This is a genomic window from Sulfidibacter corallicola (assembly GCF_017498545.1).
In the GTDB taxonomy this organism is placed as follows: domain Bacteria; phylum Acidobacteriota; class Holophagae; order Acanthopleuribacterales; family Acanthopleuribacteraceae; genus Sulfidibacter; species Sulfidibacter corallicola.
Genome location: NZ_CP071793.1, coordinates 7892728 through 7913196 on the forward strand (window position 1 = coordinate 7892728; position 20469 = coordinate 7913196).

Below are 20469 nucleotides of genomic sequence, written 5' to 3' on the forward strand. Positions count from 1 at the left end.
GGGATTACAGTCGTCATAGTCGAATTCGATATTGAGTCGGCATTCGATTCGGTAACTCATGTCATCTGGATAGTTACACCACTCCCATACAGGCTCCAGCCCCATACATATGGGGGCAGGCCAGAAGGGCGGGCAACGCAGTGCCATTACTGGCGCACCGATGAGCGTGAGGCCCAAACCAAGGACTAGAATACATTTTTTCATAGCTGTTCCTTTCGCGGTCGAAACGGAAAGACGCATCGACCTGCACATTAGCGGGCCCTCGAGAAAGGGCCGTTATGTCTTGAATGGCGGGAACGAAAATGAAAATGAATCAAGAATTTGGTGAAATTTGCCTGGTGGTGTGAGCCTCCTTCGGCAATCGTACGAAGGGCGGGTTCGGAGAACGTGCCTCGGCCGAGCACCCGAATCGCCACGATGACACCCACCAGCGATTTCGCCGTGGTTTCGGGATTCAGTGCAGTGGGAAAATCGCCGCGCGCCTGACCGACCTCCACGCAGCGACGCAGAAATGCCTGCTTGGGAGTGAAGCGGCGATCTCTCTTGAAACGAAGTGGTGCATTCAACCTGAGATGGGTCTTGCCGTCGTCAAATCTTGATCAGGAAGACAAGAACGATGGAAACCAGGAAAAGCAGAACCATGATTTGACACCAAAGCGGATCCTTTCCTGGTTTCCGATGTTCATGGGTTCCTGCTAAATTTTTTGGATGAACGACCCATGGCCCTTCGCCTGAAACCAGATGTGCCATTGGTGGCCGGCATTCCGTGGTCCGGCACACCGGCCACCGGCCTGGGCGGCGACTGTGTGCCACAAGAATCCCTTGATAATGTTGTTCAGGGATCAATGGATTGGCCCGAGTGGCGAGGCGTATGGCGTTACCGGCCACGTATGGCACCTTTCTCGGGAGGTGGATGTCCTACGGCTCCTGACTGGTGGGCAATCGTCGAATACGACCTCGACTGTTTTAATTGAGCCGCGATCGAGGCGAATTGCGCTTATTGGAGTAGGGGCTCGACCCAGTGACCACTGGCCGGGGACGGTCACCACCACAGGAGGCTGCGCGTCGGGTCCCTTTCAAGTAGGGGAAAGGAAGTGATATTGACAAACCCATATGAGCCTCCGGCCCTTCCGGAGGTACAGGAATCGAGATCGATATCGGATTGGATCAAAGACTCGATTCTGGTGCTGGAAGCGATTACGCTTCTGGTTTTGCTTCTCTGTTTAGCCGTGATTGATTTTGATGATGGGGTAACACTTTCTACGAGTGACTTCTTGATTCTTGTGCCAAGCGTAATTCTAGGTCTTTTCGTTTTGCAAGCGGTTTGGATCAAGTCGCCGTGGTCTAATCGGCAGCTCGCTCTGGATAAGGAGGTCTGTCTTCCTCATGAGGTAACAGCGAATGGGGGATTCTCCGGCTGCCTTGATCGACGAAGGAAAAGGGGCGTTTGATGAAGCTTCCTGCTGATAAGCACGATATTCAGGGGGTTAAGGATTCCGTTACGACGCGCTAGGTCGCGTTTTGTCGGCAAGGATGGCGCCGAGGTAACTCATGGGGATATACGCCACGAGAAGATCGACCACTTTGAACCACAGCGGGCCTCCGAACATGATGACCGCCGCAATGCCGCCCATCAAGAAAAATACGCCAATTCCGAGTGCAAAAGACATGTGGTGGCTCCCGGTAAACCTCGCGGCGATGAAGGCGGCAACCAGCGTTCCGAGCGCGTGAGCCAGAAAGGGGAATAGAAAATTCACGGGTGTGAACAGCTTCATGCTCTCTTGGAGGCTTTCCATCGTGGAAACGTCGGCACCCTCTGGAAGTGGGACCACTGAATAGCCAACGTTGACGAGTGACATGTTGACGATACTGCCGACAACCACACCGGCAATGATTACCAAGATATTCTTTACGACCGATTTCAGTTCCATGGTGTTCATCCTCGAGATACAGATGGGAATAGCGTGTTATATGGAGATTCCTGCGACGAAGAATCGAGTGCTCCCTTCGGTCATAGGTTCTCCCGTGGGATGACCCATCGCCGGAAACACCATTAATTAAGTACATTGGGAATCTTGAGATCGAGTGTCATTGGCAGCGTAACACTGGTCGTGTTGCGGTTCAATAGACAGGAGAGCAAGTAAAAAAACAAAAGTCGGGAAAGAATAGGCGTTTGCCTGCACACCATGGCCATGCTTTTCCTGGTTTCGATCATTCCTGGCTTCCTGATGCAGATTCGACGATGGCAAGATCCATCTCAGGTTGAATGCACGGCATTTTTCCGGAGAGCCACGACCCATCGGGCGATGGCCCCGCTCGATTTGGGGAAAGAAACAACCCGAAGCGAGCCAATTCGGAGAGCCCGAATGCGTGTAAGCGACGTAAAGCCTGTAGGTGGAGCAGCTTGCTCCACCAATCGAAGCGACTGAGCAAAGATCGAAATCGAACATTGAGAGATCTGGAGACCCGACTTTTCTGCTTCGCTCTTTTATCACTCGATATCGCGAAGCGTGGATCGCTTCGAAATGTTCATCCGGCGGGCTTACCGCCCCTGATGCCCCTACCTGGCACGACGAATCTCTCGACTTTAGGGCACTCCAGACGGATTTGTTTCACGAGAGTTCAACCTGGCGCGGTTTGCGAGCACGCACGAAAAAGGGCGTGAAGCCGGGTTGCGGCGCCACGCCTGAACATGCCTGGTGGACCACCGGCATTCACCTCCCGGTGTCCGCCCGGTGGTCGTGGTTGGGTGTTTTCACGTCCCGGCGGGATGCCGGACGCGGTTTAGAGCTCGTAGGCGCCGATGTCCCACGACCCGTCGATCGGACGGGCTTTGCCGTCCAAATCGACATCGATGTACGGGATCGGTGCGCCGGCGTTCACGGCCGGGCTGGCGCCGGTCGGCCGGTAGTTGCCAGGCGAACCGTCGAGTTGCGGATTGGCCAGGATCGAACTGGTGGCGGGCGTGTAGTTGTTCAGGGTGCCGGAGTACAGATTGTTGCCGGCGATCAGCCAGTCCAATTCACCGGAGACCCGAAAATCGAAGATGCCGTGGTTCGCGAACAGGTTGTTGCGCAAGCGCAGGTAGACCGGATCGTCCACCGCTGCGCCGTAATCGTCGCTGTCGGCGATCGTGGCGTTCTCCATCACGAGCCACGCGTTGGGGCCGGTGGTCAGCCCGTAGGCGCGGTTGCCGGTGTTCACCAACCCGTAGACGAGGTTGTTGATGAAGAACATGCTCCCTCCGCTGGAGATCGATACCCCGATCTGGGTGTCGAACACCACCGAATTACGGATGTGGCTGCCGTTGCCGCCCAACAGGATCCCGTTGCGGCTGGCACCGGAAACGGAAACGCCCGAGAACTGGAGGTTGTCGTTGCCCGAACTGGACAGGCTGATGCCGCGGTCGCCGCACTCCGCGATCGTGACCTCGTGGAAGTGGGCGTTTCTCATCGTGCCGAGGCTGACGCCCCGGTCGTCGATGTTGCGAATGGCCACGTGCTCCACCCGCAGGTCGCGGATCGAGCCGCCGTAGAGGCCCTGGTCACTGTCGTCGATGGTGGTGTTGAGGATTTGGATGTTATGGTGCGTGCCGCGGAAGTACAGGGCCTCGCCCTCGTTGCGAATGGTGAGGCCGTCGATCACGAGGTGCGACGCGTTGCTGTTGAAATTGAATGCCTCGGGACTGGAGAAACCGGCGCCGTCGAAGATGACTTCCTGGCCGGGCCCGGCCGCGATGACGATCGGGTTCTGCGCGGTTCCGGAAGCATCCATGCGGTGCGGGCCCGCGTACACGCCCGCGGAAAGTTGGATCAGATCGCCTGGCTGGGCGGCATCCAGTGCCGCGTTCAGCTCGGCGTTGGTCGCAACCGGCACGACGCGCAACGGGGGCGACGGCGAACCCGGCTGCTCTGGCAGGACCTGGACTTCGATGGTCTCTTCGGTCACCAGTCCGGTCGAAGTGGTTTCGGTGAAGGTGACCGTCACCTGGTGCACGGCTTCAGCGTCGACCAAGCCTTGGATCTCACCCGTTTCGGGATCGAGCGTAAGTCCGGCCGGCAGGCCCGTGGCCGCGAACGCGATGGGGTCTCCGTCCGGATCGATCGCATTCAGGAGGTACATGAACGGCCGGTTCTGGATCAGGCTGTAGCGGTCCTGACCGTTGTACCGGGGCGCGCGGTTGACGTTGTTGACGGTCACGGTGATCTCGACGGTGTCCAGCGGACTCGTGATGAAGGCATCGGCCACGGCCAGCGTCCATACATATGTAATGGAGGGCGACGCGCTGTCACCGCCCTGCTCGAAGTCGGGCGTGAATACCAAGGTCCCGGTTTCCGGATGCAGTGAAGCGTTTTCGGGCAATGCGGTTTCGGGCAGGAAAGAGAAGGCGTCGCCGTCGGCATCGGTCGCCGTCAGGGTCAGCTCCAGGGTTTCGCCCTCGTCGATGGTGAACTCGGTTACCGCCGGTGGGTCCAGTTGCGCGGGTCGATTGCCCGGCGGTACGGGCAGCTTCTCGGCGTAACCGAGATCCACGCCGTCGAGTTGGGGACGGGAGACACCGAAGAAGTCGGTAGCCGCATCGGCGTGATTCAGCTCGAGACCGGCGTCGATGGCCGGGCTTCCTTCCCGCAACCGGAAATCGCCGCCGCCCTGGGCGACGAACAACGGGTCCTGGTTCACGATCGAGGATGCCGCGGCCGCGAAGCCGTTGGTGTGGCCGCCGCGGTTCTGGTAGTAGAGGTTGTGGCTTTCCTCGAGCAAGTTGCCGCTGCGGAGGTCGACACCGAGACCGCCGTTGTCGACGATCATCGAGTTGACGATCTCCGAGGTCACCGGATCGTCCAGATCCGTGCCGCGGAAGGCGACACCTTCTTCGCCGTTGCCGTGAACGACGGAGTGGAACAGGTGGAGCTCGGCACCTTCGGTGATCTTGATGCCCGCTTCACCGGCGTTGCGGATCTTGCCGTTGATGATGGTGACGGTTTTGGGGGCGAAGCCGTCCTGCTCGCGGCGCCACAGTTTCACGTTGGCGGCCGAGTGACCCTCGGCGACGATGTTGACCAGCAGGGCGTTGGCGTTGAGATCGAAGCCGTCCTCGGAGTTGTTGCGTGCGACGCAGTCGATGAAGCGCACGTCGTCGCCGCCGATGGTGTGAAAGCCGTCGCCATCGCCGCTGGCCCCGCGCCCGTCGTCGTTGTAGCTCGATTCGACGCGGATGAAGGTGAGATTGGCGCCGTTGCGAATCGAAATCCCGGCCTCGTAGCAATGGTGGATGTAGCAATCGCGCATGACCAGATTGGTGATCTCGCGGAGGCGCAATCCGGTGGTGCGGGTTTGGGAGAATTCACATTGCTCGATGATGATGTCGGTCTTGGGGGCGAACCCTTCGGCGGCCTGATCGAAATTGCGAATCACGAAGCCGAAGAAGTGGTGGTAGGAAGCGTCGTTCAGGGCGATGCCGTCGCCGGAGCCATCGCCCTGCAGGATGACGGTATGACCGGGGAAATTGCGGAAGACGATGGGCTGTTCGGCCGTGCCCGGCGTTTGGATATCGAAACCGTTCACGCCGGAGCGGTCGTAGATGGCGTCGGCCGAATCGGGGTCTTCACTGCCCTTGACATAGACGAAATCACCGGGGCGGACCGAGGCGAAGGCCTTGTCCAGCGTGCGCCAGGGGGCGTTTTCGCTGGTGCCCGGATTGGCGTCGTCGGCGTTGGGGTGGTTGCGGTCGACGAAATAGGTGGGGGCGCCGTTGGGAACCAGGTCGATGAGGTCGACCAGGGTACCGATGTCGCGGACGTCGATCCAACCGCCGTCCAGGTTCAGGTCGAGATCGGGCACGTCGGCGGTGGACTGCATCCAGTTGGGGAGGGCGTAGTGCAGATCCGCGAAGTCGACGTAGCCGTCTTGGTTGAAGTCGCCGCGCGCGATTCCGGAATTCGCGAGCGAGGTTGGTGTGAGCGCTAACACGAGTGTGCAAAAAAGGGCATGGGTAGAGCGTCTGTCCGAAAGCAGTGGACATATCATAATCAAATCACCTCTAGTGAATCAGTGTTCATTGAATCGGAGTGTGCCGAGGAGCCGGAACCAAGTATCTATTCATCGAGTTCAAGGCGCTCGAGCCATTATGGCATCGGGGTTATGTTATTAAGATCACCAAACGACGTTTCGTGAGATGCAAATCGCCTTTTTCATGCGGTCCCGCTTCCTGGTTCGCAAGTCGTGCTACATTGAATGAGCACTTGCCTTTCCACGGATGGCCGTTTCATCGATAGGAATCGCCTTTCTGAATTACCGGGATGGACCGAATTTTCAGGTCGGGCGATCCAGCGGATCTCACCCACTCGGAAGCGTTGCCCCTGCTTCCTCACGGGTGGCCATGATCCATGGCAGATCCTGCGAACTCTTCAGCTCCCCGTCATCATAAGGTACGTACCCTAGTACGGAGTCAAGCGCTATGTCTGAAAAAGTTACTATTGGTGAGTTCGCGAAAAGATTCCATGTTTCTGTCGAAACTGTTCGGTTTTATCACCGAAAAGGACTATTACCTCTACCTACTGAAAAAGTTGGCGCCTTTCGGGTGTATGGACCGCATGAAAGGATGGTTTTTCAATTTATTTTAATGGGCAAGAAATCGGGTTTCACGCTCGAGGAAATCAAGGCCCTGATGGATTTGGAACCCCGAGCCGGAAAGCGTTTCTTACGCCAGTTGATCGCCCGCAAGATGGACGAGATCAACGCCACGATCGCGGGCCTGCTGGCCCAGGGAGAAGCGCTCAGGGGCCTTCTGGAAGGCTGCCGGCAGGATGGATCCGACGAACTCGCTTCGACGATGGATATCCTGATCCAGGCCGCCGAAGGCTGAGGCAAACGAAGCGCGTCCGTCGTGGGCCTCGCTTCGCTCGCCTCCGGTGACGGCTCAGCCGCTCAAGCGGGTGATCATCAGATCGCGCAGGTGGGTCAGTGCCGGCGGCGAGATCATTTCTTCCGAGACCAGGCCCAGCACCAGCGGCTCGCCTGCCAACAGCAGGTGGGCCGCGCCCAGCCACCAGTCTCCCGAGCGCCAGACCAGGATGTCCGGAGGCGTGCCTTCTTCGCGGCAGCGCGCCAAGACCTCGAAGCCTTCGGAAAGCTGGCAGGCCAGTCGATCCATGTGCCAATCGCCGGCCTCGCCCCGTTCGGCCACGACCAGGCCGCGCGTATCGGCCAGGAAGGCGCGGGCCATGCCCTTGGTGGTCAGGCTCCAATCCAAGAGATCGTTCAACACGTCCTGGCGATAGACGTTGGGGTCGTCGATGTGACGGTCGGGAACCGGACTGGACGGCAGCGACATGCGCGGATCCATCGGCGCCGGCCCCTCCATCTCCGATTGGCGGAATCGGCGTTGTAAATCCTCGGCCAGGCGCTTGGCCTTGGCGCGATCATACGAGCTGTCGAATTTCATGTGAGACCTCTCTTCCACCCACGCGTTCCAAAATTTCCTCGGCCAATTGTCGGAACCTGCGGGCTTCGGGCGAGGGCCCCATCAGCACCACGGGAAGTTTTTTGTCCTGAGCCACTTCGAAGAGTTCCGAGTGAGGCAGTACGGTATCCAGCACCAGTGGGATGTCGCACCACAGTTTGGTCACCACGCGTTGGTGGGCGTTTCGCTTTTTGTCGAACATATTGAGTATGAAACCGAGGAATTGGAGATTGGGGTTTTCCTCGGCCTGAATATAGGCGAGCGTTTCCATCAGTTGATTCATGCTTCGCAAGTTGAGGTGATCGGGGCGAAAGGGGGTCAGGACGTGGGTACCGGCACGCAGGGCGGCGCGGGTGATCATGCCCATGCCGGCCGGCGTGTCGAAGATGACGATCGAATCCTTCAGGCAAGGTGTCTCGATGATCTTCTCGGGAATGCGATCGTGGTAGAGGCGCAGCTCGAAGGCCGGCACGGCGTGAATCGCCAGGCGGCCCTTGGGCAGCAGGCGCAGGCGTGGATGGTTGGTGGGCAGCAGTGTTTCTTCGACAGTGACCTGGCCCATGATCACCTGGGCCAGCCCTTGAAATTGGGACTCGCCTTTGCCCAGGTTCAAGTTGACGGCCGATTGGGGATCGGTGTCCACCAGGACCGTGTCGTAGCCGATTTCGGCCAGGGTGAGGGCGAGGTTCAGGGCGACCGTCGATTTGCCGACGCCGCCTTTCTGACTGGCGATAACGAGTCCAAGTGTCATGGCAACTCCGTTTCTGGTTTGTTCTTGGCGTGTTGAATCAATTGAGCCAAACGATCCAAATTGGTGCGTACCAGGCGGTGCTCGGTGTCGATGCGGTGCGCCTGGGAAAAGGCGTCGTAGGCGGCCTGGTACTGTTTGGCGAGCATCAGCTCGACCCCGCGTTCGTAGAGCCGTTCGAAATCGGACGTATCGTCGAAGATTTCGGGCTGGTCGCGTTCGGTCTCGTCCACCTCGCGTACGGCGTCCAACAGCAGGCCGTCGAGCGAGCCGGAGAGGGTGGGTTCGTCGGAATCGGCGGCATCGAGATAGGTACAGGTAATCTTGACGGGGCTCGACCCGGTTTCACAATTGGCGACGATGCGTTTGAAGGCGTCGAGGCCTTCGCCCTCGGCGTCCTCGGCATGCCAGGGATGGCCCTCGAACACCTCGATCGTGCCCACGTCCGCGCAGTTCACCCGCACCGAGTGGCGTCCCATCGCAGCGATTTGGAGATAGTCGGAGAGTTTGAAAAAGAACTCTCCGGTCGTTTGGGGTTCGGCCAGTTTCTCTTGGGCGATATCGCGCAGGCGTTTGAGTGACAGGGGCTTCTCCAGAATCGTGATGTTTTGTCGGTCGGGGATGCGGTTGCGGTGCTCTTCCGCATAGGCGGAAATGAACACCAGCGGTACGGCCAAATTCAGCGACACCAATTCGTCCACCAGGCGGAGGCCGGAGCCGTCCGGCAGGCGAATGTCGGAAAAGATCAGATCGGGCGGATGTTCGCGCAGCCCCTTGCATGCGGTTTTCAGGTTGCTGTACCCGTAGACGCGCACGTCCGGGAGGCCGCGCAGATACTTGGTCATCGAGTCGAGGAGAAAGAACTCGTCTTCAAGTACCAGAATCCGTTTCATGGGGAGCCCACTTTACCGGCATTCTCGAACAGCACGTTGAGCAGGTCGATGCCGCAGTCAAGCGACTCGCACCACTCGATGAAGCGATGCACCATCTCCTTTCCGCGAAATGCCGCGCCATGCTGCGGTGCGATGATCTCGATGTCCAACCGTCTCGCCATGCGGGCCCAGGCTCGCATGGCCTTGTTGCACGCCATGTAGCGTTGGTGGAACGGCTCCATGTAGGCGCGGTGCGCCTCGAAGTCGCTGACGAAGGAATAGTCGGCGCCCAGGGAGGCCCCCAAATCGCCGGTGTAGAGAATCCGCGAGATGGGATCGTACACCTGGAAGTTCCCGGCGGAGTGGAGGAAGTGGGCCGGCAACAGGTGCAGTCTGGCGTCGCCCAGTTCCAGCATCATGCCTTCGTCGGGAATCGAATGCAGGCGGTGCTCCAGGTATTTGTCCAACCCGAAGTGGGGCACGAACCGCACCCACAGCTTGGAACAGTAGGCTTCGGCATCGGTGGCGAGCATCCAGCCGTTGAGGGCCGCCACGATATCGGGATCCTGGTGGGAGAGGAAGAGGTAGCGCAGGTCGGCGGTTCGCATCAGTCCACTGAGTTGGGCAAGTGTTGGCTTGAAAGCCTTGTGACCACCCGGGTCCAAGATCATGCCCACGCCGTCGTGGAGAATCAGGTGTTGATTGGCCTGAACCGCCAGGCCGTGGCCGAAATCGTCCAACCACACGTTGCGGTGAGTGTCGTTTTCAAACAAGATGTCCATGTCAGCCTCGGTTTCAAATGAATCGATGTGGAGAGAACCCTCGTCGAGCTCGGTGAATCAGAGAAGTCTTCCCAGTTGTTCGGCGGCTCGGCACATGTCGAGGAACACCAGGCCCAGTTTGGCGCGGGCATTGGTCAATGCCACCAGCACGGTGCCTTCGGAGGCGTTCATGGCAATCACGTAGCCGTCGCGCCCCTTGACGAACACCTGTTCCAGGTCGCCCCGATCCAGTTCCTGAGCGGTGCGGGTTCCCAGACTCAGCAGCGTGGACGTCATGCCGGCCACGCGGCCGTCGTCGTAGGCTGCGGGAAAGGCCGAGGCGATCATCAGACCGTCCTCGCTTACCACGGCACACCCTTCCACATCCGGGGTGCCCCCCTGCATGTAGCGCAGTATTTCGTTGATTTGTTCGATGCGGCTCATCGGGCCGTACTCCTTTCATGGGATCGCTGAATGGGAATCTCCGCCGAGACCCGGGTCCCTTTCCCCGGTTCGGATTCGATGCCCAACTTCCCGTCGAGTTTTGAGAGCGCGGTTCGGCATAACGCCATGCCGATGCCGCTGCCCATGGGTTTGGTGGTGAAAAACAGGTCCGTGCAATGGGCGGCCACCTCGGGCGGCATGCCCACGCCGGTGTCGGTGACCGAAAACCGGAAGACGTTTCCGGATTCGTTCATGCCGGCTTCGACGGTCACGCGGTCGCCCGCTTTACAGGCCTGTTTGGCGTTGGTCAACAGGTTGAACAGGATGCCGCGGATGCCACCCACCTGCAGCGGCAAGGGGGGCAGGGGTGCGACATCCACTTGGAAATCGATACTCAATCGTTCGAACAGCGGTTGAAAAATGCCGCAGGCCTCCATGAGCGCCAGGCCGATGTGGTGTTCCGTGCTGCAACTGAGGTTGCGCGACAGATTGCCCAGTCCTTCGAACGCGAGCTTCATGCGACGGGTCTCGTGAAGAATGCCTTCCATCGCCTCGCGGTTCGCACCGGCGGGAAGTTCTTCCAACATGAGCTCGGCGATCGCCATGACCGAGGCCAGCGGGTTTTTCAATTCGTGAAGGAAGGTCGGAAGGATGTCGTTCAGGGTGGCCATCTCCATCAGACGGTCGCGCTCCTGGTGAAGTTTGGAGAGCGCGCCTTCGTCTCGGAAATGCACCAACCAGGCTGAATCGATGCGATCTTGCAGTGCGGGCAAAGGTTTGATCCGAAAGGAGTAGATGGATGCTTCGCGGTTAGGGAATTGAAGGTCGCGGGTAAGCGAGAAAGGACGGCGTTGTTCGAGGGCGGAATCCTCCAGGGGAAAGAACAAGTCCGCGAACGGGGCGCCTTCCATGTCGGAAATCGAGATGCCGGTCACCGATTCGGAGGCTCGATTGACACGACGAATGCGTTGGTTGCCGTCCAGGAGCAACAATGCCTCGTCCAATGATTCGAATAGCAGGCGAAACCCTGTTTCCAATCGATCCTCCGCAAGGTGGGCCGAGGCCTCCGCATGGCTCGGCAGCGAGCGGTTGCGGGTTTTCTGAAGTGGCCCATTTTTCATTTCGGCTCAAAGAGCAACAGCTATGCCTGTTTGGAAAATCCTTGTGCCCCAAAGGATGGCTGCACGAGAGGGCATTCGAGGGCGAGGATGTGACCGCGCGCATTGCGAAAAATCTCCCAATCCGCTTCCGCGGTTGTGCAAAAAGACACAATTTAGCCCATTCGAAGCTGAGTCGATTCCCAGTAGTCGAGGTCGCACAGTCGGATCAGCCTACATGTTGGGGTTCCCGATGCGGGAATGTCCCGCCTACGGGACAAAATCCGTCCCCGAATCAGGCGCTGGCGTCCATGGGAAAAAAACCGTTCCATGAATCAGGTGACCGCTCCCAAGAGACATGCTTGCGTTTTGCTTTCAACCTTTTTTTGAATTAACGTGCGATTCTGTGCTTTCGGCATGTAGCATGGTCGCATGAGGCTGTGGTAGGATCCACAGTCAATAATTGCCGTTGCCGCGCGAAATGCCCGGCAGTCGCCTGCGCATTGCTTTGCTCGCTCTATGTGATTCCTGCCGGGTACCTGTTGCGAAAATTTCCCTGCCCTTGCTCATTTCATTTATGCCGGGGAGCCTATGAGACTCATCACTCTATATTTGTTTGTCATCGCCATCGGCCTCAACTGTTTCGCTTGGGATGACGAGACCGCCACCAAAGCGCTTGCCGTCCTGCAGGAACAAGGCGCGCCTGCCGCCATCGCGTTTGCCGACAAACACGAGATTTCGCCCTACAGCCTGGGCAACCGATTGCTGCGATCGGGCGATATTGCCGGGGCCAAACACTGGTTCGAAAGCTTGGCCGACCAAACCGACGAGGCCCAATATCGATACGGCCTCGCCTATGCCCAGTGGGTCAGCGGCAACCACGCCGTCGCATTGAAGGACGCACACTTCTTATTGGCCAGCGAGCCGCCCCCGAAAATCCGGGCGCGCACCTATTACCTCACCAGCCAAATCCACTTGGCTGCCTACGATCTGGAGGCCGCCGAGCAGGACAGCCTCTCCAGCTTGGCGATTTACCAATCCTTGGACGGCATGGCGGGCGGCGAATACCTGAATCACATGATCCTGGCCAATGTCCGTCTCAATCGGGGTGAATACGACGCCGCCCAGTCGCATCTCGACGCGGCCATCGAGGCCAACGGTCGCCTGCAGGCATTGGGCAAAAAGCCCTATTCGCTCGGCGCCTACTACGATCTGCTCGGCTCGCTCAATCTCGCCCAAGGCAACTATTTTCAAGCTCTTACCATGACCCGCCAAAGCTATGATGCCTTCGTCAACAACGGCAATCGCCTCTTGGCGGAACAGGCCGAGGCCAAAACCGCCCTACTGTTCCTGCTTGCCGGCAACCCCGAAAAAGCGTACAAGATGGCCCATACCATCTGGGAGCGCACCAGTCACGACGACCACCGCGCCTACGTTCGTGCACTCAACGACATCACCCTGATGAAGCTCTCCCAATGCAATAATCACGAGGCGGACGCGACTTCGCGCAAGCGGGCCACGCTCGCCTGGGCGAACGCCAATCCCGGCGGCCGCATGCTGAAAAAACTGTTGCAAACGATTGAAAACACCCCCTGTCCCGATCTCACCGCGCATCACCATTGATGTACTTTGTAAGGAGCAACCACCGTGTTAGACCCCGTCGACCTGTCCCTGACGCCCCTTGCCAGCCAAGCCACGCCCGTGGCAGTTACACCGAGCCAGGAGCCACAACCTGACACGGCCCTTTTTTCAGAAGACGATCAAGTGGAGCTTTCCGCCGGTCAGGAAAGCCCGACCTTCGCGACCTATACCGACACCGGCAATCTGGAATCATCCATTCCGCCGGTCAACGATCTGCCCGACGACGACAACGGCTCCTAAATTCCCGCTCGCGATCCTCATCCAGGCCTCGTCCCAACTCGGCATTTTTTCTTCTGCGCCCATGACCGGCGAACGGTCTCCGTGTATCCAGATTTTGGTGGGCAAAATTCGGGGTTCGTTAAATAATCGATCCACAGGAAAACACCGGTCCTTCCGGCTGTTGGCCGGCCAAGATCGTGGCCAAGGTTCAGGCATGTTTCTCGATGGGTTTCCCTCGCCGGGGAGGGACCCTGAGATCGGGAAGAGATTTGAATCAGGAAGGTGTCATGAAAAAACATCGGATTTATACGATGAGCTTCGCAAGTGTCTATCCCCATTACGTTGCAAAGGCGGAGAAAAAAGGACGAACGAAAACGGAAGTGGACCAAATCATTCGTTGGTTGACAGGGTATGAGCAGGAAGCGTTGGAGGCCCTGCTGGAGGCAAAGACCAATTTTGAGACCTTCTTTGCGGAAGCGCCGCAACTGAATCCTTCGCGAGAGTTGATCAAGGGCGTGGTTTGCGGTGTCCGAGTGGAAAACATCGAAGAGCCGACCATGCGGGAAATTCGCTACCTGGATAAGTTGATCGATGAGCTGGCCAGGGGGAAAGCGATGGAGAAAATATTACGAAAGTGAGCGGGCAGCCCCAATGTATCGGACAGTGAGCGAGGCAACCCGCGCGAACATGCAGATCTCTTTACATTCAAAGGCTGTGATTTCCCAACTGGAACGGGACAATATGGTCCACGAATCACTCGACTTACACGAATCAAAACATTTCCACGGAATGGTATCTCGCAGTACCGCCGGTCCTTCAAAAAATCAGGAATACAGGATTCGAGGATGGTTTTTTCATTCGTGTCAATCTGTGTGATTCGTGGACAGACTTTAAAGCAATATCAGGAAGCCAGAAAAAATCGAAATCAGGTAAAGCATGGCCGTGGTGTGCCGCCAAATGCTTGTCCTTTCCTGGCTTCCGATCTTCAAGGATTCCTGTTTCATTCCCAGGATAGGGTAAAGAGAGCCTGCTCCGCTACTTCGCACCCGCCTCCGCGATCTCCGAGAACTCTTATGTAACAAACTCTGTAAACCTCGAAGATAAAGATAAAAACCTAAAAAGGCGGATGTGCAGGGAGTTCGTCGAAAAATGTCGGCCCGGCGGGCCAACTTACTGCAACGACGCCCCTCTCACAAATGCGGGAACTCCCAAACGATTCGCTTCGATTAGTTACCCACCTGAAACCCGGGCCCCCGGCCTGGGCGGCGACTCTGTGGTAAAAAAGGACTTATGTATAAGGACCCCTGCCCCTACGAAGCATCCCCCTTACCCGAAACCACCTGCGCTTGTTTCCCGATTCAAGGAGATTTTTGCGAGCCGAGATCCCTCTTCTGAAAGGCGATCGCCTCCGCGATCGGTTGCGTCAGTGCGCTTTCCGGGGTGGCCACGGAGGCCAGGTGCTCGAACATGAACAGGGCGTCCGGGTCCGAAATGGAATGTCTGTGGAAGTAAGCCGCCGCGCGCTCGATCCGATTCGCCACTTCGCCCTGACCGCCCACCAGTTGGCACCAGGCCCCAATCAGATCCGCGTAGGCGATCAGGCCCGTCCAGCTCTTGCGGGCCAGATCCAACTTGAGGAGATGCAATCGTTTGGACGCCTCTTTCGGGTTGATGCGAGCGACCGCGTTCAGGGCGAGGTTCAGGCGCGGGTACAGTGCCTCTGCCGAGTCGATCGTGGTCAGGGTCGTCAGCGACGCCACGTAGAGCCGTTCCGCCAAATCGAAATCACCGTTCAGGCGCGCCAGATCGCCTCGGGCGTTTTGGGTTCGCGCCACCCCATAGCGGTTTCCTCGGGCACCGAAGATTGCTTCCGCTTCGCTGTAGGCGGCGCCGGCTCGATCCCACTCGCGGCGTTGTCGGGCCACATCGCCGCGACCCACCCAGACGTCGGCGACCCCGTGATCGTCGCCGATGGTGCGGTAGAGCCGGAGGCTGTCTTCCAAGAGTTCCAAGGCACGGGCGAAGTGACCCTGTTGGCGGAGCACGTCGCCCAGCCCCCAGCTCCCGGCGGCCAAGGCGTGGGGATCGGCCGCCTCCTTCAGGACCGTGACCGATTCGTACAATTCCGCCGCTCGGGAGAGATCGCCGCGTCGGCGGGCAGCATCGCCCAGGAGCCGCAGTGCCTCGACGCGCTCTTTGCGGTCCTGGGCACCCTCGTGTCGTCGGCAGGCGTCGACCACGCGCACGGCCCAGCTACTGGCCTCGTCGACCAGGCCCTGGTGAAGACAGATGCGCGAGCGCAGGATCCATCCCGGGAAGTGGGCCGGCTGCGCCAGTTCCTGGCGTTCGATGATGGCCTCGCGCGCATTCAGCAGGGCGTGACCGCGTTGGTAATCGCTGGATTCGCGCATCTCGTTGGCGCCGCAGAGCAAAGGCTCCAGTGCGTCCAAGGGCTCCTCCGTTTCGGCCAGGTAGAGGCCCAGCCGAGCGGCCGTGCCGCGTTCGCCGCGCTCGTAGGCGGGTTGCAGCACGGCGGCGCAAATGCGGTTGAAATGAGACCAACGCCCCTGTTCGCGGGCGATGCGTTCCAGGCTCTCGCGCAGCATGCCGTGAACGAAAGACCAGCCGTTCTCCTCGCGCACGGCCAAGTGGACGCGGGTCAGCTCCGTCCAGAGATCCTCGCGAGGGGTCAGGCCGGCGAGTCGGCAGGCCGTGTCCCATTCCGTGGCGAAGACCGTCTGGCCCAGGACCGCCGCCAACTCCAGGGCGATCTGGTCGTTGCCCATGGGTTCGAGAATCGCCGTCACCCGTTCGCGCCAGACCTGGTGCAGATCCTCGGGGAGGGAAGCGGCCTCGTGGGCGCCCTCGACCAGTTCGAACCCGTGACGCCCGGTGCGCAGCAGGTTGCGGTCGATCCAGTCGGCGATGAGCTGGGTGGCGAAGAGCGGATTGCCGGCGGTGCGGGTTTCCACTTGGGCGGCGAGCTGCGGGGCTAGGCCCAGGATGCGCCGGATCAGGGTCGCGCGGTCGGCCTGCGGCAGCGGGCCGACCTGGAGCCCGGTCACTCGGGGCGACCTGTTCAGGGCCTGTAGGGCCGCGAATTCCGGACTCTCCGCGGGCAGGGCCTCGTCGCGAGCCGTCAGGACGACCAGTACCGGCGCGTGCACGCGCTCCAAAATCTGGTGGGTGACCGTCAGGGCTTCCAGACCCCATTGCACGTCGTCCAGCCAGAGCACGACCGGTCGCTGGGCGGCCACGCCCTCGATCAGTCGAATCACGATTTGGTGACGCTCCGATGGGGAAAGCGGTACTTCGACGTCGAAAAAACGCTGCAAATCGCGGCTCAACGCCTCGTTCATCCAGGGACGCATGATCTTGAAATGATTCAGGTTTTGGATTACCGAGGCGTGGTCCAGGCCGATCGCCCGGCATTTGCGCCGCACCATCGATTCCATGCCGTGATAGGCGCCCGAACGTCCCGGATGGTGGGTGGCCCGAAAGACCGAGGCGCCCAGGGTTTCGTGGGCCTGCTCGCCGAGGGTGCGGGCGAGCCTGCTCTTGCCCGTGCCGGCCGGTCCGTGCAGGACAACCGCTCGTGGTTGGCGGTGCTCGATGGCGAGGCGCAGTGCATCCCAAAGGGCGCGGCGCTCGTCGACGCGGCCGACCAGGGGCACTTCCCGGTAGCTGAAGACACCGAGCCCGGTGGTGTCGGTGTCGGCGGTGAAGGTGGTCTCCTCCAGCCGTGGCGGGCTTACCGGAATCGGGGGCGTGAGCGGGGGAAGAAAGGCACCTCGCTCCGGAGGGGAGTCGGCCGCTGCGTGACCATCCAGGCATTGGAGGGCGTAGCCGGCTTCGGCGGCGCTTTGAAAACGTCGGCCGATGCCTTTGGCGAGGGTCGCCTGCAGCCATTGCGCGAGGCCGTCGGGTACCGGGAAGCGCGGCACCAGGGGCGGCGGGTCCTTGTGGAGATGGGCATAGGTGTAGGCGATGGGCGACACCTCCTTGAAGGGCGGTGCCCCGGAGACCCATTCGAAGACCAGGCATCCCAGGGCGTAGAGGTCCGTCCAGGGTCCGAAATCGCGCCATTCGCCCAAAAACTGTTCGGGAGCCATGTAGGTCGGCGTGCCCCAGGAAAGTACATCGCCGGCGATCTGGGTGTTCTCGATGGCGTGGGCGATGCCGAAATCGGCCAACTTGAGCGTCGGCCCGGCTTCGTGTAACTGGATCAACAGGTTGGCGGGTTTCAAATCGCGATGAATCAGCCCGCGGGCGTGGGCGTGCCCCAGGGCCGAGAGCAGGGCGGTCAGGTAATCGCGTACGGTCGGCCAATCGACGGGTGGGGTTCGTTCGTGCAGGGCGCCGCCTTGGGCCCACTCGCTGAGCAGGTAGGGCGTGTCGGCCGGGAGATCGAGCGAGGACAGCGCGGGGTGGTCGGCCGAAAGGCGACCGTAGTCGAGAACCCGCAGCACGTTGGGGTGATTGAGGGCGGCGGTGGCCTGGACCTCGTCGATCAGGGCCTGGCGGAAGAGGGGATCGCGCGCATTGTGCGCGGTGAGGAATTTGATCGCGATGGGATTGCCGTTCCGGTGCCGGCCACGCCACACGGAGGCCATCGTGCCCCTGGCCACGAGGCTGTCCAGGCGAAAGAGGTCGCGGTCAGATTCCATAGACGCATTCCGGTGGAGAGCTTTCGACAACCGAAAACGGGCATCGAAGTTGTGGGGTTTCGGCTGGGATGTGGGGATGGGCCGCTTCAAATCGGAGGGGGTGACACGGGAGGGACCCGCGGAGTGAAGGACGACGGCCGTGGCCACGGTGCGGCATCCACGCCGTGGCGAAGGGAAAGATGAATGGAACATCTAATATGTAGCACAAACGCCGTGAAGCGCCTAGTGTTGCGGGCTCCGGACGGGCGTCGCTCACCGCGGGCAGCGCGGCGGTGCGGGAACGGATCGTCGCTACCGTCGTGTCTATGTCTGCCGGTCAGGGAACTCCAGGTGGGCCGTGAATTCGGTCTCGGTTCGGCTGAAATGCAGCACGCCGTCGTGTGCCTCCGCGATTTGCTGGACCAGCCACAGGCCGAGCCCCGTACTGGCCATCCGTTGCGCCAAATTGGGGAAACTGCCCGTCGTGAACGGTGCGGTCATTCGGGATAGGTGTTGGGGGTCGAAACCCGGTCCGGGATCGATCACTTCCATAATCACGCGGCCTCGATCGCGACGCGCATGGATCTGAATTTTCCCGGGTTTCGCGTACTTGACCGAATTGGTGATCAAATTGGTCAGGGCCTGCTCCAGCTTGAGTCGATCCCCGTGGAAGACCAGGTCTTCGGCGGGGTCCCATGTCAGTTCACGCTGGTGGTGTTGCAACAGCACTTCGAGCCGGACCGAGAGATTCTCGATGAGGTCGGTCGCGTGGATTTGATCGAGGTTGAGGCGGTCGCTGCCGATGTCGAAGCGCGCCCGTTGCAGCAGGTCGTCGCTCAAATGGGACAGGCGCATGGCGTCCAGGTAGATCTTCTCCAATTCGCGACGTTCCCGAGAATCGCCTATCTTGGAAAGAACCAATTCCAGTCGCGACATCAAGCTGGTGAGCGGGGTGCCCAGCTCGTGGAACACCGATGCGAAAAAAGCCTCCTTGGCGCGGTCGAGCTCGTGGTAGAAGCGAATTTCACGCGTCACGGGATCGAGCAGGAACAGCAAGCCGCTGCGACGGTGCCAGATCATCACCATCACCAGCGAAGCCAGGACCCCGTAGGAAAGGAAGGTGAACCACAGCTTGTCGTTGCGGCGGCTGACGGCGAGCAGGCGTTCCTCGTGACGGGCGAGCCACAACAGCTTCCAATCACCGGCCAACAGGGCGATGGTCCAAGTCTGTTCCCCGTCTTCGAGACGGCCGTGCCAGGTGCTGAGGCGCTCCCTGAGTTTCGGTGTCGGCTTCACCCCCGAATCGTGAAGAAATTGTTCGTGGTCCCAGATCAATTGATGAAAAGTGTAGGTGCGGTTCAAATGGTCCAGAACGATGTCGTGCGCTTCGTCCTGAACCAGGATCAGCGTGGCCATCGCGGTGCGCAGATCGGCGATGACCAGCCGCCGCAGCACCACCAAAAACACCGCGGCCAAGGCCAGACAGGCAATCAGGCCGGTGAGCAACAGCAGGGCCGTGTGGCGCCGTTGCAGCTCGCGATGGGCATCAACTCTCAAGACGCCACCCGTAGCCCATGCCGTGTTTGGTGAATATGAACGGACGCCCGAACGACTTTTTGAGTTTTTTGCGAATGCGGGCGACCATGGCGTCGACCACGCGATCGGTCACGTGGATATCTTCCTCCCAACAGGCTTCGATGATGCGATCCCGGCTGAATATGCGGCCCGGGTGACGCACGAGCCACGAAAGGACCCGCAACTCCTGAGCGGTCAACGGGATGGTGGTGCCGTCGAATGAAACGGTGCAGGTGCCCTTGTCGAGCGAGAAATTGCCGCGCTCCCAGCGGTCTTCGGGCTCGGCGGTCTCCGCGGTGGTGGGTCGCGCGGTGTGGCGTCGCAGGATGGCCCGCATCCGGGTCTCCAACTCGCGGAGGGAGTACGGTTTCACCATGTAGTCGTCGGCGCCCACCTCCAGGCCGATGATGCGATCCATCTCCTCCTTGCGGGCGGTGAGCATGACCACGAAGGCTTGGGGAAAGCGGGCCTTGAGTTGCGGACACAGCGAAACCCCGTCGGCATCGGGCAGGTTGAGGTCGAGCAAAACGAAATCGGGCGGATCGCCGGAATCCTCGGTCGACAGCGCCTGCGCGCCGGTAAAGGCCTGCGAGACCCGATAGTTGCGGCTCGTGAGAAAGTCGGTCAACAAGGCCGACTGTTCGCGGTCGTCCTCGACCAGCAAGACCTGTTTTCCCAGGGGTTCCGATGTGGACGGCACTCGATGCCTCCGATGCCCGCGGCGCCGGGTGAGAACGATGCGTCCGTGCCGCGGAAGCGTTCATTGCGTGAGATTGTGACGTGTGTCGCTGCTTCCTACGTTTCACCATGCGGCAAGGCAGATGTCAAGCCTAGACGGCATGGAGACGCGCGACCTGGTAGGACGGCCGGCGGTGATGTGGCCAAGATCGGGGCTGGTCGAAGAAATTTGTCCACGAAGCAAAAGGACTGAAAAGGATTCCGGGAAGTCCCACAGATAACCGTGGGATTGATCGAGCGCTGGGGGGAATTGCGGGTTTGCGGGG

15 protein-coding genes are annotated in these 20469 nt (G+C 59.9%); 4 read left to right on the plus strand and 11 right to left on the minus strand.

Annotation, left to right across the window (positions count from 1 at the left end; genetic code table 11):
• Window positions 1-1499 precede the first annotated feature (1499 nt).
• Both J3U87_RS24245 and J3U87_RS24250 read right to left on the minus strand, forming a co-directional pair.
• Window positions 1500-1925: a hypothetical protein gene (locus J3U87_RS24245; RefSeq protein ID WP_420038322.1), complete on the minus strand. Its 426-nt coding sequence runs from the start codon at window positions 1923-1925 to the stop codon at window positions 1500-1502.
• A gap of 859 nt (window positions 1926-2784) precedes the next feature.
• Window positions 2785-5970: a right-handed parallel beta-helix repeat-containing protein gene (locus J3U87_RS24250; protein WP_237378366.1), complete on the minus strand. Its 3186-nt coding sequence runs from the start codon at window positions 5968-5970 to the stop codon at window positions 2785-2787.
• A gap of 487 nt (window positions 5971-6457) precedes the next feature.
• On the opposite strand from J3U87_RS24250, the gene J3U87_RS24255 reads away from it, so the two are divergent.
• The gene (locus tag J3U87_RS24255) at window positions 6458-6865 is read left to right on the plus strand and encodes a MerR family transcriptional regulator (protein WP_237378367.1); all 408 of its coding nucleotides are present in this window, start codon (window positions 6458-6460) and stop codon (window positions 6863-6865) included.
• Window positions 6866-6919: 54 nt separating this feature from the next.
• On the opposite strand, the gene J3U87_RS24260 is transcribed toward J3U87_RS24255, so the two are convergent.
• From J3U87_RS24260 to J3U87_RS24285, 6 genes are read right to left on the minus strand one after another with little or no spacing between them, the layout of a single operon-like run.
• Window positions 6920-7444, minus strand: coding sequence for a hypothetical protein (locus tag J3U87_RS24260; protein WP_237378368.1), 525 nt, complete (start codon window positions 7442-7444; stop codon window positions 6920-6922).
• Complete coding sequence (locus J3U87_RS24265) at window positions 7422-8213, minus strand: ParA family protein (RefSeq protein WP_237378369.1); 792 nt, start codon at window positions 8211-8213, stop codon at window positions 7422-7424. Before J3U87_RS24265 ends, J3U87_RS24260 begins: the two co-directional genes overlap by 23 nt.
• Complete coding sequence (locus J3U87_RS24270; RefSeq protein ID WP_237378370.1) at window positions 8210-9103, minus strand: response regulator; 894 nt, start codon at window positions 9101-9103, stop codon at window positions 8210-8212. The genes J3U87_RS24265 and J3U87_RS24270 overlap by 4 nt, the downstream gene beginning before the upstream one ends.
• A complete protein-coding gene (locus tag J3U87_RS24275) occupies window positions 9100-9864 on the minus strand; it encodes an oxygen-binding di-iron domain-containing protein (RefSeq protein ID WP_237378371.1) in 765 nt (254 codons plus the stop codon). The genes J3U87_RS24270 and J3U87_RS24275 overlap by 4 nt, the downstream gene beginning before the upstream one ends.
• 57 nt (window positions 9865-9921) lie before the next feature.
• Window positions 9922-10287 (minus strand): roadblock/LC7 domain-containing protein, encoded by a 366-nt coding sequence (locus J3U87_RS24280; protein WP_237378372.1) that lies wholly within the window; start codon window positions 10285-10287, stop codon window positions 9922-9924.
• On the minus strand, window positions 10284-11324 hold the full coding sequence (locus J3U87_RS24285; RefSeq protein WP_237378373.1) for a two-component system sensor histidine kinase NtrB: 1041 nt from the start codon (window positions 11322-11324) through the stop codon (window positions 10284-10286). The genes J3U87_RS24280 and J3U87_RS24285 overlap by 4 nt, the downstream gene beginning before the upstream one ends.
• Window positions 11325-11975: 651 nt before the next feature.
• Between J3U87_RS24285 and J3U87_RS24290 the strand changes: the two genes are divergently transcribed.
• From J3U87_RS24290 to J3U87_RS24300, 3 genes are all read left to right on the plus strand, one after another.
• On the plus strand, window positions 11976-13007 hold the full coding sequence (locus tag J3U87_RS24290) for a tetratricopeptide repeat protein (RefSeq protein WP_237378374.1): 1032 nt from the start codon (window positions 11976-11978) through the stop codon (window positions 13005-13007).
• Window positions 13008-13031: 24 nt separating this feature from the next.
• On the plus strand, window positions 13032-13265 hold the full coding sequence (locus J3U87_RS24295; protein WP_237378375.1) for a hypothetical protein: 234 nt from the start codon (window positions 13032-13034) through the stop codon (window positions 13263-13265).
• A gap of 266 nt (window positions 13266-13531) precedes the next feature.
• Window positions 13532-13882, plus strand: a complete 351-nt coding sequence (locus J3U87_RS24300) for a DUF2200 domain-containing protein (protein ID WP_237378376.1) — start codon at window positions 13532-13534, stop codon at window positions 13880-13882.
• 720 nt (window positions 13883-14602) lie between these two features.
• Here J3U87_RS24300 and J3U87_RS24305 read toward each other — a convergent pair.
• The 3 genes from J3U87_RS24305 to J3U87_RS24315 all read right to left on the minus strand — a co-directional run bounded on the left by J3U87_RS24305 (window position 14603) and on the right by J3U87_RS24315 (window position 20165).
• Entirely contained in the window at window positions 14603-17911 is a 3309-nt protein-coding gene (locus J3U87_RS24305; RefSeq protein ID WP_237378377.1) for a serine/threonine-protein kinase, read from the minus strand.
• A gap of 303 nt (window positions 17912-18214) precedes the next feature.
• Entirely contained in the window at window positions 18215-19447 is a 1233-nt protein-coding gene (locus J3U87_RS24310) for a sensor histidine kinase (protein WP_237378378.1), read from the minus strand.
• Window positions 19437-20165, minus strand: a complete 729-nt coding sequence (locus tag J3U87_RS24315; protein ID WP_237378379.1) for a response regulator transcription factor — start codon at window positions 20163-20165, stop codon at window positions 19437-19439. The genes J3U87_RS24310 and J3U87_RS24315 overlap by 11 nt, the downstream gene beginning before the upstream one ends.
• Window positions 20166-20469: the final 304 nt, after the last annotated feature.